At 47.6% G+C, this 13,439-nt stretch carries 14 protein-coding genes; 9 read left to right on the top strand and 5 right to left on the bottom strand.

Going from position 1 to position 13,439, the window contains the following annotated elements; translation table 11 throughout:
* Positions 1–17 precede the first annotated feature (17 nt).
* Complete coding sequence (locus tag ACNA7P_RS05130; protein ID WP_416257540.1) at positions 18–956, bottom strand: LysR substrate-binding domain-containing protein; 939 nt, start codon at positions 954–956, stop codon at positions 18–20.
* Positions 957–1,092: 136 nt separating this feature from the next.
* Between ACNA7P_RS05130 and ACNA7P_RS05135 the strand changes: the two genes are divergently transcribed.
* The gene (locus ACNA7P_RS05135; RefSeq protein WP_416257541.1) at positions 1,093–1,701 is read left to right on the top strand and encodes an FMN-dependent NADH-azoreductase; all 609 of its coding nucleotides are present in this window, start codon (positions 1,093–1,095) and stop codon (positions 1,699–1,701) included.
* 145 nt (positions 1,702–1,846) lie between these two features.
* Positions 1,847–2,470, top strand: a complete 624-nt coding sequence (locus ACNA7P_RS05140) for a hypothetical protein (RefSeq protein WP_416257542.1) — start codon at positions 1,847–1,849, stop codon at positions 2,468–2,470.
* Positions 2,471–2,484: 14 nt separating this feature from the next.
* On the opposite strand, the gene rimO is transcribed toward ACNA7P_RS05140, so the two are convergent.
* A complete protein-coding gene (gene rimO / locus ACNA7P_RS05145) occupies positions 2,485–3,888 on the bottom strand; it encodes a 30S ribosomal protein S12 methylthiotransferase RimO (RefSeq protein WP_416257543.1) in 1,404 nt (467 codons plus the stop codon).
* A gap of 124 nt (positions 3,889–4,012) precedes the next feature.
* On the opposite strand from rimO, the gene ACNA7P_RS05150 reads away from it, so the two are divergent.
* The 3 genes from ACNA7P_RS05150 to deoD are packed head-to-tail and all read left to right on the top strand — an operon-like array spanning position 4,013 to position 6,988.
* Positions 4,013–5,623, top strand: a complete 1,611-nt coding sequence (locus ACNA7P_RS05150) for a putative bifunctional diguanylate cyclase/phosphodiesterase (protein WP_416257544.1) — start codon at positions 4,013–4,015, stop codon at positions 5,621–5,623.
* On the top strand, positions 5,620–6,231 hold the full coding sequence (locus ACNA7P_RS05155) for a hypothetical protein (protein WP_416257545.1): 612 nt from the start codon (positions 5,620–5,622) through the stop codon (positions 6,229–6,231). The genes ACNA7P_RS05150 and ACNA7P_RS05155 overlap by 4 nt, the downstream gene beginning before the upstream one ends.
* Positions 6,232–6,274: 43 nt before the next feature.
* Complete coding sequence (deoD, locus tag ACNA7P_RS05160; protein WP_416257546.1) at positions 6,275–6,988, top strand: purine-nucleoside phosphorylase; 714 nt, start codon at positions 6,275–6,277, stop codon at positions 6,986–6,988.
* Here deoD and ACNA7P_RS05165 read toward each other — a convergent pair.
* The 3 genes from ACNA7P_RS05165 to ACNA7P_RS05175 all read right to left on the bottom strand — a co-directional run bounded on the left by ACNA7P_RS05165 (position 6,985) and on the right by ACNA7P_RS05175 (position 10,627).
* Positions 6,985–7,794: an META domain-containing protein gene (locus ACNA7P_RS05165; RefSeq protein WP_416257547.1), complete on the bottom strand. Its 810-nt coding sequence runs from the start codon at positions 7,792–7,794 to the stop codon at positions 6,985–6,987. The genes deoD and ACNA7P_RS05165 overlap by 4 nt on opposite strands.
* A gap of 233 nt (positions 7,795–8,027) precedes the next feature.
* Positions 8,028–8,504 carry a DUF4199 domain-containing protein gene (locus ACNA7P_RS05170; protein ID WP_416257548.1) on the bottom strand — a complete coding sequence of 159 codons (477 nt, stop codon included), beginning with the start codon at positions 8,502–8,504 and terminating at the stop codon, positions 8,028–8,030.
* A gap of 68 nt (positions 8,505–8,572) precedes the next feature.
* Positions 8,573–10,627 (bottom strand): bifunctional metallophosphatase/5'-nucleotidase, encoded by a 2,055-nt coding sequence (locus ACNA7P_RS05175; RefSeq protein WP_416257549.1) that lies wholly within the window; start codon positions 10,625–10,627, stop codon positions 8,573–8,575.
* 155 nt (positions 10,628–10,782) lie between these two features.
* Between ACNA7P_RS05175 and ACNA7P_RS05180 the strand changes: the two genes are divergently transcribed.
* From ACNA7P_RS05180 to bfr (ACNA7P_RS05195), 4 genes are all read left to right on the top strand, one after another.
* A complete protein-coding gene (locus tag ACNA7P_RS05180; protein ID WP_416257550.1) occupies positions 10,783–12,150 on the top strand; it encodes an MFS transporter in 1,368 nt (455 codons plus the stop codon).
* A gap of 91 nt (positions 12,151–12,241) precedes the next feature.
* A complete protein-coding gene (locus ACNA7P_RS05185; RefSeq protein WP_416257551.1) occupies positions 12,242–12,448 on the top strand; it encodes a bacterioferritin-associated ferredoxin in 207 nt (68 codons plus the stop codon).
* Positions 12,449–12,496: 48 nt separating this feature from the next.
* The gene (gene bfr, locus ACNA7P_RS05190) at positions 12,497–12,961 is read left to right on the top strand and encodes a bacterioferritin (protein WP_416257552.1); all 465 of its coding nucleotides are present in this window, start codon (positions 12,497–12,499) and stop codon (positions 12,959–12,961) included.
* A gap of 9 nt (positions 12,962–12,970) precedes the next feature.
* Positions 12,971–13,429: a bacterioferritin gene (bfr, locus tag ACNA7P_RS05195; RefSeq protein WP_416257553.1), complete on the top strand. Its 459-nt coding sequence runs from the start codon at positions 12,971–12,973 to the stop codon at positions 13,427–13,429.
* Positions 13,430–13,439 lie beyond the last annotated feature (10 nt).

A 13,439-nucleotide genomic window follows, 5' to 3' on the forward strand; every position in this document is an offset into this window, starting at 1 on the left:
TTTATTATTACGCTAGCTTAACTTACTACTGCGTCATTATCTGACGCGATCCCGGCAAAGCCCGCCGCAATTGGCATTTGTTCCACTAAAAAATCAATCAACACCCGCACCGCAGGTAATAAGCCGCGCCGATATGGGTACACCAAATGCAACTTGCCAACTGGCATTTGCCACTGCGGTAATACTTTCACCAACCGGCCTTCGGCAACATACTCTCGGCATAGATAAGTAGGTAGCGATACCACACCTTGGCCTTGATAGGCAGCTTCTCGCAGCACCCACAAATCATCGGTAACCAAGCGAGCTTGATAACTTACCGAAACCTTTTCACCACCCTCTTGCATAAGTTGCCATTGATAACGCCCAGACGATTGGTACATCGATAAAGCTGGCCAGGTAATCAAATCTGTTGGGTGCGTTGCTACCCCCATGCGCGCTACTAAATCTGGGCTGGCATACAACGCTTGGCCTGAAGGCAGTAACTCTCTACCAATCAGCGATGATTCTTCCATAGTAGGCCTTACTCGTAATGCAATATCTACCTGTTCTTCAATTAAGTTCACCGGTTTATTGGTCATTACCAAATCGATACTTACATCCGGATAGCGCTGCATAAACGCTGGCAAAATTCGTACTAATAACGATTGGCTAATCGGGTATGGGCTGCTTACCCTCACTTTACCACGTGGTTTTTCTTGCACAAACTGGGTTACTTGCTCTGCGGCATTCGCCGCTGCCACTAGAGTTTGGCAGTGCACAAGGAACTCCCGGCCTACATCGGTTAAATAAAGTTTGCGGGTAGTGCGATTCAACAAACGCACGCCTAGTTCGTCTTCTAAATCAGCAATGCGCCGGCTTAAGGTAGATTTAGGAACGCTCAGATAACGAGCCGCCGCACTAAAGCTGCCATGTTCTACCACATGGGCAAACAGCGCTAAGTTAGTAAGATCTTTCATATTTAGTCACTCATATTACACCACATATTGTTTCATATATGGAACAGTGGTTCTCATAATACCCATCTAGTGTAGCAAGTGGAACACCTTTATGATCGCTGCAACATAAAGTTAAACCCATTCAACGAGGTGTTACATGAATATTCTTCACATTCAAGCTGGTATTTTTGGTGATCAATCGGTTAGCCGCCAACTCAGCGACAAAATCGTGGCGCGTTTAAGTGAACAGAACGGCACTGCTACGGTAATCAACCGTGATCTCATCACCACGCCAATTGCTCACCTAGATGCAGAAATATTACTTGCAGGTGGCACCGGCGAAGCCGATCGCAGTGAGCGCCAAGTAGCAGAACTCGAACTTACCGAAACCCTACTAGCCGAGTTGTTTGCGGCTGATACCATTGTAATCAGCGCGCCGATGTACAATTTTTCCATTCCTACGCAATTAAAAGCGTGGCTTGATCGCATTGCCCAAGCGGGCCGCACGTTCCGTTACACTGAAAGCGGTGCCGAAGGCTTAGTTCTTGGTAAAAAAGTGTACATCGCCTCTGCTCGTGGTGGCATATACAGCGAGGGCCCAGCCGTAGCTATGGAACACCAAGAGAGTTACTTACAAGGCGTGCTGGGCTTTATCGGTATCACCGATGTAACTACCGTTCGTGCGGAAGGCGTAAACCTTGGCGAAGCGCCACGCAACGCCGCCATTGCTGCGGCCAGTGAAGAAATCACCGGCTTAAGTGCATAACGCTCGCTAACGAAACCAAAGCGATTATTTTTGTGATAGGTGCATGCGTTGAATAGGTGAGATATGCTATCTTCAGATTTCTATCAACATATTCGTGGCGCATGCATTTTTTGCGGAAAAATGCTGCAAAACAAAGGTACTCACAATGGTTTCGTTTCAGCAGCTAACATCTACCTCAATGCTCACCGTTTTTAGTGTGCTCTGTTTGCTCATCAGCGCGCCAGCCTACACCGCCGATAACGAAACGCCATTAACTGCACCCAATTGGCGGTTACTTGATTTAGGTTATGCGATAGAAGCGGATCGTGATAGCAGTGTACGGGCAGATATGCTGAATCTGCGGGCTTCATTGCCCGTGTATGAATATGGCCTACTGCAATTCGAATCGAATGTTGGCCAGGTTAGTGGCCGGAACAGTAATCCAGACATGAACGCCTATCAGCTTAATATCATGGCTGGTTTACGTATGGCCGCGAGTGAGCAAGCAGATTTATTTGTGCTTGTTGGCGGCACCCGCGTGGAAATGGAGGTAGATGATTTTAACCTCAGTGAACACGGCTTTATTACCCAAGCCGGTATGCGCGGCAGAATCAATGAACGCGTGGATATCTCAAGTTACGTTCAGTACTCAAAAACCGGTAGCCTTTCTACCACGAGTTGGCACGGTGAAGTACGCTACAATATTGCCAACCGCGTTGATTTATTGCTCGGTGGCGGCGTTTATAGCCGCGCTTTGAGTGGCAAGGTGGGCATTTCAGTGCACTTTTAACGGGCAAGGTGAACTTAATCTTCTACCCGCACACCCCATAAATCGTATTCATCGGTGTGAATGATTTCTACCCATATCTTATCACCAGGCTGCACATCTGTTTCATCACTGATATACACCAAGCCATCAATTTCAGGTGCATCGGCATAGCTGCGGCCTACGGCACCTTCCGGGTTCACTTTATCGATCAGCACCAGCATTTCCTGGCCTACCCGTGCTCGTAACTTTGCTGCACTTACTTCCTGCTGTACCTGCATAAACTGCTCGTAGCGCTGCTGCTGAATTTCCGGTGGTACCGGATCGGCCAGTTCATTGGCTTTCGCACCTTCTACCGGCGAGTAAGTAAAACAACCAACTCGATCCAACTGGGCAGCCCGCAAGAAATCTAGCAGTTCATTGAATTCCTCTTCCGTTTCCCCCGGGAAGCCAACAATGAAAGTGCTACGAATCACTAAATCTGGACAAATTTCCCGCCACTTCTGAATTCGCTCTAACACTCGCTCGGCAGAACCAGGCCGCTTCATCAGTTTCAATATGCGTTTGTTCGCGTGCTGCAACGGAATATCTAAGTACGGCAGTATTTTACCTTGCGCCATCAGAGGAATCACATCATCCACCGATGGATACGGATACACGTAATGTAAGCGTACCCAAATACCGAGTTCGCCAAGCGCCTCACACAACTCGAGCATACGGGTTTTTACTGGCCGCCCATCCCAAAAACCGGTGCGGTGTTTTACATCCACGCCATACGCACTGGTATCTTGTGAAATCACTAATAGCTCTTTCACGCCCGCATTCGCCAAACGCTTCGCTTCATCGAGCACATTACCCACAGGCCGGCTCACTAAATCGCCACGCATCGATGGAATAATGCAAAACGTGCAGCGGTGATTACAGCCCTCAGAAATTTTCAAGTAGGCAAAGTGGCGCGGCGTGAGCTTGATGCCTGTATCCGGAACTAGCTGTTCAAATGGAATATGCTGCGGTTTTGGCAAGTGCTCATGAACTTGGCTCATTACTTCTTCGTAGGCATGGGGGCCAGTAATAGCGAGCACGTTTGGGTGCACTTCGCGAATTTCATCATCGCGCGCGCCCAAGCAACCGGTAACCAATACTTTCCCATTTTCTTTCAGCGCCTCGCCAATGGCATCTAATGATTCCTGCACCGCTGAATCAATAAACCCGCACGTGTTTACAATCACCATATCGGCATTATGGTAATCGGGCACGATATCGTAACCCTCGGTACGCAATTGCGTAAGAATGCGTTCTGAATCAACCAAGTTTTTCGGACAACCCAAGCTCACAAAGCCAATCGTGGTGCCCTGTTCTGCTGCTACTGTAGCTTGCTCGTGAGCATTACCCACAGCCTCGGCTTTAACTTGTTTCGGATCAAAAACACCCGTTATCGACATACCGCACCTACTGAATAAAAATCAAAGTTGAATCACGGCGCGCATTCTAACAGAGCCGCCGTATGAAAATATAGCGCCATTTCACCACTCATATTTGTGCATCTGCTGTGGAGTGCTATCTTTAATGAATACTCATAAAAATAGGCTAGGTATTATGTCGCCTTGGCGAGCAGCTCTTTGGCGTACAATGATATATGTTGTTCTTGGAACTCTATATATTCTCTATTCAGATCGCATATTAGCCGGGTTGGTTGAAGATACCGAGCTATTAACGCGCCTGCAAACCGTTAAAGGTTTTGGCTTCGTGCTCGTTACTGGCGCGATGTTCTTTTGCCTTATGTTAGGGGCCCTGGCCCGCGAACAATCGTTAGCGAAACGCGATGAATTAACTCAACTTTTGAATCGCCACATGTTCAAACAAGCATTGGTGGGTGAACTCGAGTTCAGCAACCGCCAACAACGGAAAGTTGCACTGGTTATCTTCAACATTGATGGTTTCCGGCAAATCAATCACACGGCTGGGCAAGTAATTGGCGATCAAGTTTTACTCGATGTTGCTGCGCTGATTCGCGAGCATTTCGCTCATCACCAAAGCGTGATTGGCAGATTTGGTGGCGATGAGTTCGCAGTAGCTATCGCCAACCTTGAACACTGCGAGCCTATCGTTGAATTAGCTCGCAAGGTACAACAATCTATTGCGCAAATTCGCATCTCTGAACACCCAAAACTTTCTATTTCTGCTGGTGCTGGTATGGCAAGCTCGCCCGGCGATGCGGATAATTTACGAGATCTTATTTCCGCTGCCAATTTAGCTCTCGAAGAAGCAAAAAGTATTGGCACAGGCCAGCTGCGTTTATACGATCATTTTTTAGGAGAAAGTGTTCACTCACGATTGCAATTAACCGCAGATCTCAAGCAAGCCCTACTAAACGAAGAGCTTACCCTTGTTTATCAACCACAGTTTAGTGCCAGCAACCTTAGTATTACCGGTGTGGAAGTGTTAGTGCGTTGGCGCCACCCGAGCCTTGGCGAGGTACCCCCAGATACCTTCATTCCACTTGCTGAACAGCAGGGCTTTATTAGCTTAATTACTAATTTTGTATGCCAGCGCGCAATTCAAGAATTGAGCGAGCATAATCTACTCGGCAAAGTGCTACCGCGAGTATCGATCAACGTTTCTGCGCATGATTTTAACGATGATGATAGCGCCGCTGCATTCATGCAACGGTTTGCTCATCTTGATGATTGGTCGTGTATTCAACTGGAGCTAACGGAAACGGCTGTTATCAGTAACTTTGATAACACCTTATCGGTATTGAATGAACTACAAGATCAACGTATTAATATTTCCATCGATGATTTCGGCACCGGTTACTCCTCGCTTAATGTGCTGCGTAAGCTGCCAATCGATGAAGTGAAAATTGATAAAACCTTTATTCGGGATATGCAAACAGATGAAAATGCACGCACCATCGTGCGCACCATTTTAGTAATGGCACACTCCCTACACTTGCGAGTAATTGCTGAAGGCGTAGAATGTAAAGAACAGGCGCAATATTTGCGTGAGTACGGCTGTGATGGGCTACAAGGCTTCTTAATTGCCGAGCCCATGCCCATCGGCGCATTAGGTGATTTTTGTGCCGCGGAAGGGGATATGAATAAAGAGTGTGCTTCATCGAAATTAACCAAGTTACGTGATTACATCGCTACTCAGGAAGGTTTTACAATTAAATGAAACGTATGCATAACAGCTTAAAGTACAGCGTGTTCATCGGCTGCATTGCGCTTCTTAGCGCTTGCCAAATTAGTGAGCAGCAGGTAACTGAAATTACCGAGCCTGAGTTTACAAAGCCCTCCCCACTATCACTGCACGAGTATTGCGCGGCTAACAGTTGCCGAGGCGATATTGATGTGCTGGTTGCCACCATGCATGGTGAAGTAAGGCTACAGAATAGTAAGTTCTGGCCCGTTGTGTATCAGAATGAAATTATTGTACTACCTGGCGAACGTTTATTTATTGAGGCCGAGCTCGATAGTGATAATAATATTCTCAGTTTACGGCATGTAGAGCATAATCAGCATCCAGAACGCACGTTTGAATTATACTTCCGCCAACTCCGAGGCAACTACGGCATGCAATTCTCGCTGCGTAACCCATTCGAGATACCAGTGAAGTTTGATATTGCTCTTAGTGATGTAGCCGGAACTCAAACGAGTGTAGGCAGCTGCCCTGTTCGCGCCAAGCGTTCTTACTTGGAGCGCTGGGCACAACCCGCCACGGAACTTAGGCTGAGCAACCCCAGAACACTTGCTGCAAACGCCGATATTATTTGCTCAAGCTAACTCTGAGCTAGCGTAAGCAACTATTCTAGAGGTAAAAGCTATCATGACCCCTCACATTCATGCTGAATTAGGTGATTTTGCGAAAACCGTGTTAATGCCGGGCGATCCGCTGCGAGCTCAATTTATTGCTGAGCACTACTTAAGTAATGCCCGGGAAGTAAGTAATGTGCGCAATATTCTTGCCTACACCGGCGATTATCGTGGTGTACCGGTAAGTGTAATGGGTAGTGGTATGGGAATGCCCAGCATTGGTATCTATTCTTGGGAGCTATTCACTGAGTTTGCAGTAGAAAAGATTATTCGTATTGGATCTTGTGGCGCCTACACCAAAACCTTGCAGTTATATGATGTGCTACTTGCGCAAAGCGCTTGGAGCGAATCTACCTTCGCGCGCACGCAAAACGGCGATACCTCGGCCATTAAGCACCCCAGTAAGGAGCTTAATGAGCAGCTCATTGCCAGCGCTAAACAGCAAAACATCGCCTTGCACCAAGGCATTGTGCACTCAAGCGATGTGTTTTATCGGCAAGATTTTATGGATTACCAACGTATTCTTAAAGAACACAATGCGATAGCTGTAGAAATGGAATCCTTTGCGCTATTTCATAATGCCGAAGTACTTGGCAAACACGCGGCTTGCCTACTTACCGTATCTGATCACTTGGTTACCAATGCAGCAGCCAGCAGCGAAGCGCGGCAAACGTCCTTTACACAAATGATGGATATTGCACTCAGCTCGCTTGTAGCAACAGATTAGCGAACCGCTTCAATAATGCCACCCGATTGCAACAGCAACTGCAATGCGCCTTGCGCATTGATATCAAATGCTGTTATCTCCGCAAAGGATTTATACACACGATCTTCAACCTGCATTTGTGTGCCGGCACAAGCCATGCGAGTGCTGGCCAGTTGGCCAAATAGTAAGTTTTCGCCGGTAAGCTCATAAGCTCCAGAGTAGCGATTACAGCCACAAGAACCATACACTGCACCCGTATCGCTAAACTCAATGGTTACCGCAACATCCGCGGGAACGGGCTCCCCTGCTACTGCCACAATCTGCCATTCCGAGCCTATCAATAAATCTTCTGGGTTACCTGCACAACCATGCAACTGCTCACCATCATGCGCTTGCAAAGTTACTGTATTTGGATAGGGCATACCGCTCATGCTATCGCGGCACAGTTTCGCTTCGGCCTGTAATGTTGCGGTAACATCTGCACTGCCTTCGGCTATCAGGGTGTAATGCGATATTGGCTGCTGCTCAGAAGCCCCAACCACATTGTGCTCGGCAACCACAAAGCGCTGCGGCTCTCGGTTTAAGCCGGCAAGATGCAATTGTTCACGATAAAGAGTGGCATGCCAAAACGGTTCGTTACCACGCATTTTCAGCAACGCCACACCAGCATCTTCAGCACAGCACTCACTTGCAATAGCGCCAGCATCCGTAGCTGTGGATTCTGAATTTTCTGATGTTGCCGAACTGCAGGCAGTAATGGTAAACAACGCTGCTAAAGCAAGTGTTGGGCGATATAACGCGATTAACGAAAGGGGATATTTCTGCACGGTTCATTCTCCTTTGTGCTCGCGTTAATCAACCAATGTTAATTCGCAAGCGTTTTTGCTACGTCCAAGTAAATTGTTCCGGCTTCTCGAACTACTTCATAGTTTAGAACATTTCGCATAATAGTATCCTTAAAGCAAAGTAAAAATATGGTTAAAGCCATTGGTGCCGCATAAACTGCAGCACGCATTAACTATCCGTACTATAGTTCATAAATGCCTCGCCCTCGGTAGGGCTATTTGCCGCGCACAAACAACGCCACCACAGCGGCCGTAACGATGCCCATTAAGAGCGCACCAATCGTACTTTGCACCATGTAGTTACTAAGGCTGAAGTATTCACCTGCTTCTACCGGGGTCATATTGCCAGTTTCTACGGTATGCGTAGCTGCGTTGGTGAAAAATTGCGGGGATACCACTTTATGAATGAGCAGCTGATTTAAAGGGCTTAGTGCAGCCACAACAATGCTGATATACACACCGGTAATAAACCCTTGCGCCCAATTCATGCTACCGCCAAAATCCGTACGCCGTTTTTCGCGCAGCGCCAACGCGTAAAGCACCACCGCAACAATAGCGAATAAGCTGGTATACAGAGGATGCTTATCAATATGCGTAGTATGTAACCCTACCAAACGTTCGATAATCATCCACGCCAACAGGCTGAGGGTGAAAATCACGCCCCAGCGTATTTCTAGTTTGAAGTTCGCCATGGTTGTTCCTTGTTGTGAATGCGCTAGTTCATGCTATTAAAGCACTCAGCTAGCATTAGCGCCATCAATTAAGGCTGCAGCCACTCCACTACGGCATAGGGTAACGGCACAATAGCGCCTTGCAGCGGTACATAGGTATCGCGCAGAAACTCAACTACTGCCACTGCATCAGAATTGCAGGCTAAACCCGCCACATCACATTGCAGCGCTTCATCGGCATAAATTACTCGTAATCGATTATCACTGCTGCGTTCGATACGCTCTACATGAAAGGCGGTAAGCTCGCCATGCACATAGGCTAAATCTACTCGGCCAGAACGCTCTTTCTGTGCTTCATACATTGTATTCCAGCCATCATTACCGGTGGCGTTGTAGCTATTCATTGCTACGTTATACACCCCATCTGCCTCTAACTCATGCCACTCAGGCCGTAAAATTGAACCGCGGTTTATTTCTACTCGCTGCACCTCTCCCGCTACATTTAATTCAGTTTCTACAAAGCGATAGCGCAAGTTACCACCATACGGGAACTTCCCTGCATGGGCGCCCTCTGGAAGCGTAGCTACAATGGTTTCCTGCAATAACGCAATCACTTGCGCGCCAGTGAGGGGCACGATAGAAATGAAGTTCGAGAAAGGAAGCAGCTCAAGGGTAATATCGCCCTCACGAAGTTGCCCATCAGCTATACTCTGGCGCACGCCACCGGCTCCAACCAATGCGAAATCGGCACGCATGCCCGCCACTTCGTACACCGCATCGCTCGCAGCCCAATTATATTGGCCAAGCGCCACCAATGGTGCCACTTCCGAACCATTCGGGAACTCAGGGCTAGGCTCGCGCACATGGGTAATTTGCTCTGGCACCATTCCTAATTCGCTACCATAAGCAGCTTCCATAGTTGGCCGATAGGTAACATCAATGTGCTTACGCATTGCCGCTTCTTCAGTTGCTACGGTAATTCGTGGGTGTTCGGAAATAAAGGCCAACACCTCAGCATGGGCGCTCGCGGTTAGGCGGCTATCGCTATCGCGAGCCGAGCTGCGGTAGAAATCATCGTTACTTAGCAGGGTATTACCACCAAAACAATCGAGCACACGGCCGCTTTCGTTAAACTGCACGGTAACTTTACCGATCGCTTGTGCATATTGCCCAGCCTGCACAACACAGGTAGCACTTTCACCATTTGGATTCACCACCCACTGTGCATAGGTGCCTGCGTAGCCCATGCCTAAATCTGAGAAATCGCCAAGTAAAGTATGCGAATGCCCGCCTACAATTACATCAATGCCATTTACCTGATTGGCAATATCAACGTCGATCGCGTGGCCCACGTGGGTAACCGCTACAATGCGGTTAATGCCCATGGCGTGGAATTCGTCTACCGAGGCTTGGGCACTCGCTACCATATCGAAGAACTGCACATCTCCCGTATTGGGGGCTATGTTTGGCATATCATCAAGGGCGATTCCAAATACCGCTACCAACTCATTGCCGCTCGCCAGCGCCTGTTCAATCTGGTTCGGCAAAAACCGTTGCTTGTTATAACCATCAAAAGCAAACACTGCATAGGGCAACAAGTTGGTTTGCTCAGCTAAATCAGCATCCAAGCTAATATCTATATTCGCCGCCAGCAGTGGGAAGTTAATCATGTTCAAAAATTCATTCAAATGCACGTTGGTAAGATCAAACTCATGATTACCAAGCGCCATGGCATCAATTCCCATGCGGCTCAAAATGTCTGCATTCATGCGCCCTTCGTTAATTTTGAAATAGGCTGTACCTTGCCAAGCATCACCACCATGTAGAAATAGCATGGGTTGGTTTGCCGCCGCCGCTTGCTCGCGATACAGATTCGTTTTACTTAAAATACGAGGGTGGCCACCAAACTCGTTAAACACATGATGCTCGTTTGCGGTGAAACTGCCAGTTACCGCATCAAAACTAGAGTGGGTATCATTTATATGCGCGATTTCTAGTGTGAACGCTGGTATTTCAGGCGTGTATTCAACCTGTTGCGGATCGCTACACCCTGCCAAAAAAATGGCGATCGTAGTGGCAGCAAGCACAGTGCGAGAAGCGCGCAGCTTCGTTGATAACGAATTCAAAAAGGATTGTGGGTTCATAAATATCTCGTATTGCAAGGATAGCGAAAGTGTAGCGAATAATAACGCATAAATCATTTATGCGCGGCGTGCAACGCCGCTAAGTTGCGAAGCATAGATTGTTGCTAAACAATAAGGCAAAATAACTACCAAGAAAATAACAACAAGAGATCATCATGCCGCAACATACTCCTGCGCCTCTCGCTGCAAGCAAACCAGCCGAATTGCCGCCGCCATCGCCTATTCATCGTTGGCTGATTTTGCTCTTCGTAAGCCTTGCCATGTTTGGCAATTATTATGTTTACGATTCCATGTGGCCGGTAATTGATTTAATGCGTTCGCAGCTCGATTTTAGTTACGAGCAAATTGGTTACCTTTCGTCTGTGTACAATGCTGCCGCAATTATGGTGTTGCTGGTAGGCGGCTACATCATTGATCGCTGGGGTACCAAAAAAGCCATCACCGTATTTGCACTTATTTGCCTCTTTGCGGCGTTTCTTACCGCAGTTTCCAGCCGATACGAAGTAATTCTCGCCGGCCGTTTCTTGTTAGGTATTGGTGCTGAACCGCTGATTGTTGCCGCCATAACGGTGTTATCAAAATGGTTTAAAGGCAAAGAGCTCAGTTTTGCATTTGGCGTAAACTTATCCATTTCACGGCTTGGTTCTGCATCCGCAGATTGGTCTACATCATTTGCGAGCCCACTGTACGCAAACTGGCAAGATCCGCTCTGGTTGGCCACTGCAGTAGCCGGGATTTCCGTAACCGCAGCTATTTTATATTGGATTATGGAGCGCCGAGCCGAAGGCCGCTTTCAAATTGGCAATGCGCAAGCTGCGGAGCAGATCGATTTTCGCAGCCTGTATAAATTTAGTGCTTCATATTGGTACATCGTGGCACTTTGTGTGGTGTTCTACGCGGCAATTTTCCCATTCCGCACCTTTGCTATCGATTACTTTCAACAAGCGCATGGCATTACTCGCGAGGCAGCAGGCCTATTAAGTAGCTTATTGCCAGTAGCGGCAATTATTCTTACGCCGTTATTCGGGTTGTGGGTAGATAAAGTGGGCCGCCGCTCGCTATTTATGGCCGCAGGAACCTTGGTAATGGTGCCGCTGTTCTTAGCAGTAACCTATTTGCCGGCCGGGCCAGATATCAATTTAGTGATTCCATTCATTGGCAGCGCGCCGGTGCCACTTACCCTGTTCGTGGTGATATTTCTGCTCGGTGCGGTGTTCTCTCTCATTCCAGCAGTAATGTGGCCATCGGTAGCTTATATCGTGGAAGAACGCCGATTAGGCTCTGCGTTCGCGCTCATGACCCTATGCCAACAATTAGGGTGGATGGTGGTGCCACCTATTGTTGGGTTACTGAACGATATAAACAATGCTGGGCCAGAAAACACTGCGGGTTACGCGCCCAGCATGTGGTTTTATACCGGATTAGCAACTACCGGCTTATTTTTTGCCTTCAAGCTGTGGCGCAATGAAACTGGGCCAAACGCCCACGGGTTAGAGCGAATTACTACTAAAACTGGTGTGTAGCCTAATTCACATACCTGCATCTAAATGTTATTGATAACAGTTCTCATTTGTGTTTTAATAAGAACCTACTCAATAGCGTTTCGGGTGATTTATGTACGTGTGTTTATGCAAAAGCGTTACCGACAAGCAAATTTCGCAAGCTGTTGCGGATGGTGCAAGTTCTGTGCGTGATTTGCGCCAGCAATTTGGCCTTGGTAGCCAATGTGGTAAATGCACTTGCTGCGCTCGTGATGTACTAAACGAAGCACTCCACCAGCAAGCACAGCCCGCTGGGTTGGGCTATTTTACACCTGCCTAAATATCATCTAATCTAAAAGCTCCGAAGTAATCCCAAAGGAGCTCAACCATGCGTGGCAACGTAACGGTACTTACTGCATTAAATAAAGTGTTAACGCGCAAGCTCACTGCCGTAAACCAATTCTTTTTGCATGCACGAATGTATAAGAACTGGGGCTTTGAACAGCTCAACCAGCACATTTATAAAGCATCTATAGCGGAAATGAAGTACGCCGATGAAGTAATCGAACGCATACTATTACTCGATGGCTTACCGAACCTGCAAGAACTTGGGAAACTGTATATCGGCGAAACGCCGCACGAAATGCTCAAGCTTGATGATAAGTTGATTAGTGAAGATATCCGCCATATCCGCGATGCCATCAGTGTGTGTGAAGAACAGCACGATTTTGTGAGCCGGAAAATGCTCAGCGAGATTCTTGCTAAACAAGAAGACCATCAAGATTGGTTAGATACCCAATGCAGCATTATCGATACCATTGGTGAAGAAAACTACTTGCAGCAACAACTTTAGGAGGCTGATATGAGTGAAGTAATCAAAGCGCTGAACGGGTTGTTGTCGTGGGAATTAACCTCGATTGATCAATATACATCGCATTCTGAGCAATACGCCGATTGGGGCTTCCAAAAACTGTACCAGCGCATAAACCACGAAGCTGAAGATGAACGTGGCCATGCGAAATTGCTGATTGAGCGAATTCTGGTTCTCGGTGGCCGGCCAAATTTGGAAAGCCGGCACGCACTGCCTGATGCCGATACCGTGCCCGAAATGCTGGCCGCCGATCTGCAGCTGGAGCGCGAAAACGCAACGGCATTGCGCAAAGCTATTCAGTTATGTGAGCAGCAACGTGATTTTGTGAGCCGCAATATTCTGGTGGGTATTTTACAAGATACGGAAGAAGACCACGCCTACTGGCTTGAGCAACAGCTTGGCCTTATTCATCGGCTTAGCTTAGAGCGTTACCTGCAGGCAATGATGTAATACTTACTTG

The sequence above is a fragment of the Aliidiomarina sp. genome (assembly GCF_047920995.1).
In the GTDB taxonomy this organism is placed as follows: Bacteria; Pseudomonadota; Gammaproteobacteria; order Enterobacterales; family Alteromonadaceae; genus Aliidiomarina.

Excerpts from the sequence above, each read along its gene's own strand:
- ACNA7P_RS05130 (WP_416257540.1), bottom strand. The coding sequence starts at position 956 with ATGAAAGATCTTACTAACTTAGCGCTGTTTGCCCATGTGGTAGAACAT.
- ACNA7P_RS05135 (WP_416257541.1), top strand. The coding sequence starts at position 1,093 with ATGAATATTCTTCACATTCAAGCTGGTATTTTTGGTGATCAATCGGTT.
- ACNA7P_RS05140 (WP_416257542.1), top strand. The coding sequence starts at position 1,847 with ATGGTTTCGTTTCAGCAGCTAACATCTACCTCAATGCTCACCGTTTTT.
- rimO (WP_416257543.1), bottom strand. The coding sequence starts at position 3,888 with ATGTCGATAACGGGTGTTTTTGATCCGAAACAAGTTAAAGCCGAGGCT.
- ACNA7P_RS05150 (WP_416257544.1), top strand. The coding sequence starts at position 4,013 with ATGAATACTCATAAAAATAGGCTAGGTATTATGTCGCCTTGGCGAGCA.
- ACNA7P_RS05155 (WP_416257545.1), top strand. The coding sequence starts at position 5,620 with ATGAAACGTATGCATAACAGCTTAAAGTACAGCGTGTTCATCGGCTGC.
- deoD (WP_416257546.1), top strand. The coding sequence starts at position 6,275 with ATGACCCCTCACATTCATGCTGAATTAGGTGATTTTGCGAAAACCGTG.
- ACNA7P_RS05170 (WP_416257548.1), bottom strand. The coding sequence starts at position 8,504 with ATGGCGAACTTCAAACTAGAAATACGCTGGGGCGTGATTTTCACCCTC.
- ACNA7P_RS05175 (WP_416257549.1), bottom strand. The coding sequence starts at position 10,627 with ATGAACCCACAATCCTTTTTGAATTCGTTATCAACGAAGCTGCGCGCT.
- ACNA7P_RS05180 (WP_416257550.1), top strand. The coding sequence starts at position 10,783 with ATGCCGCAACATACTCCTGCGCCTCTCGCTGCAAGCAAACCAGCCGAA.
- ACNA7P_RS05185 (WP_416257551.1), top strand. The coding sequence starts at position 12,242 with ATGTACGTGTGTTTATGCAAAAGCGTTACCGACAAGCAAATTTCGCAA.
- bfr (WP_416257552.1), top strand. The coding sequence starts at position 12,497 with ATGCGTGGCAACGTAACGGTACTTACTGCATTAAATAAAGTGTTAACG.
- bfr (WP_416257553.1), top strand. The coding sequence starts at position 12,971 with ATGAGTGAAGTAATCAAAGCGCTGAACGGGTTGTTGTCGTGGGAATTA.